We start from the raw sequence: 1,789 nt of genomic DNA, 5'->3' as shown, positions 1-1,789 counted from the left end.
GGACAGACCTCGCGCCAGCCGCGAATGCGCTCGAGCGTCTTTTCGCCATGCGCGGGCCGTCGCATGTTTTTCAGCACCTGCGGCGAGGCATGCTGGAACGGGATATCCAGGTAAGGGAGGATCTTGCCCTCCGCCATCAGCGGGATGACGTCGGCGACATGCGGGTAGGGGTAGACATAGTGCATGCGCACCCAGATGCCGAGCTTGCCCAGTTCCTCCGAAAGATCGAGGAATTTTGCGCGCACTTCACGGTCGCCGAACATCGACGTCTGGTACTTGATGTCGATGCCGTAGGCGCTGGTGTCCTGCGAGATGACCAGAAGTTCCTTGACGCCAGCCTTGGCCAGTTTCTCAGCCTCACGCAGCACATCTGCCGCCGGCCGCGAGACGAGGTCGCCACGCAGTGCGGGAATGATGCAGAAGGTGCAGCGGTTGTTGCAGCCTTCGGAAATCTTGAGATAGGCGTAGTGACGCGGCGTCAGCTTGACACCCTGCGGCGGCAGGAGATCGATATAGGGATCGTGCGAAGGCGGTGCGGCCTCATGCACCGCGGCCATCACGCTCTCATAGGCCTGCGGCCCGGTGATCGCCAGCACATTGGGGTGCTTTTCGCGAATGACGTCCGGCTCGGCGCCCAGGCAACCGGTGACGATCACTCGGCCGTTTTCCGAAAGCGCGGAGCCGATGGCGTTGAGCGACTCGTCGCGGGCGGAATCGAGAAAACCGCAGGTGTTGACGACGACGAGGTCGGCGCCGTCATGCTTGCGCGCGATTTCGTAACCTTCGGCGCGCAGGCGCGTGATGATGCGCTCCGAATCCACGAGGGCCTTCGGGCATCCAAGACTGACAAAACTCACGCGGGGAGCGGACATAGAGGGTTTCCGGGCTTTTCAGGATTGCCGGCGCAGTACCACACTTATTGCGGCATTGGTATGGGCAGGCCCGCGATGCGGCAAAACGCACGGCGGTCTTGCTTCGACGGAGTGAAGACGCGGATGTCCGCCAGCTTCAGCCGACCACGTTGTTCACATGTGGCCAGACCTCCACCGCGCCACGATAGACCATGTCCAGCGCGACATAGAGTATGATCAGCAGGCCGACATAGGCGATCCAGCGGTGGCGATGCAGCAGCTTGGCAATGAAGGTCGCAGCCAGCCCCATGAGCGCGATCGACAGCACAAGGCCGATGACCAGCACCGGAAAATGATCACGCGCCGCTCCAGCCACCGCCAGCACGTTGTCGAGCGACATCGACACATCGGCGACGACAATCTGCAAGGCAGCCTGGCCAAGGGTCTTGCGCTTCGACTTGCCGGCGACTGCCTGGTCACTGTTGAGGTCCGAATTCGACAGCGCCTCGGTCGCTTCCAGCTCATCGGCATGTGACGTGCGCAGCTCGCGGTACATTTTCCAGCAGACCCACAGCAGCAGGATGCCGCCGGCCAGCAGCAGGCCGACGATCGCCAGCAGCTTGACGGTAATTGCGGCAAAACCGATGCGCAGCACCGTTGCCGCAATCACGCCGATGAGGATCGCCTTCTTGCGTTGGTCAGCCGGCAGGCCGGCAGCGGCAAGGCCGATGACGATCGCATTGTCGCCGGCCAGCACGAGGTCGATGGCGATGACCTGGAGCAGGGCGGTCAGGCTGGCAGCGCTGAAAAAAATGTCCATCGACCGGAAGCCCTTGCTGATTTTGCCGAGTGTTCGTCGATTACCCAGAGGCCCTAACTTGGTGGTCCCTTGGCGTCAAGGGATCACGCGTGGCGCCATCACCGAAGCATCGTTACGT

Annotated in this window: 2 protein-coding genes; both read right to left on the bottom strand. The window is 62.2% G+C overall.

Annotated features, from left to right (window positions below; genetic code table 11):
* Positions 1 to 872, bottom strand: an 872-nt coding sequence (gene rimO, locus EN914_RS34215; RefSeq protein WP_127389628.1) for a 30S ribosomal protein S12 methylthiotransferase RimO, incomplete at its 3' end; no start/stop codon positions are given.
* Positions 873 to 1,008: 136 nt separating this feature from the next.
* Positions 1,009 to 1,671, bottom strand: a complete 663-nt coding sequence (locus EN914_RS34210) for a TerC family protein (protein ID WP_013531644.1) — start codon at positions 1,669 to 1,671, stop codon at positions 1,009 to 1,011.
* Between the last annotated feature and the right edge of the window lie 118 nt (positions 1,672 to 1,789).

Source organism: Mesorhizobium sp. M7A.F.Ca.CA.001.08.2.1 (assembly GCF_003998455.1).
GTDB classification, from domain to species: Bacteria; Pseudomonadota; Alphaproteobacteria; order Rhizobiales; family Rhizobiaceae; genus Mesorhizobium; species Mesorhizobium ciceri.
This window is presented reverse-complemented; position numbering and strand designations above follow the sequence as displayed.

Excerpts from the sequence above, each read along its gene's own strand:
- EN914_RS34210 (WP_013531644.1), bottom strand. The coding sequence starts at position 1,671 with ATGGACATTTTTTTCAGCGCTGCCAGCCTGACCGCCCTGCTCCAGGTC.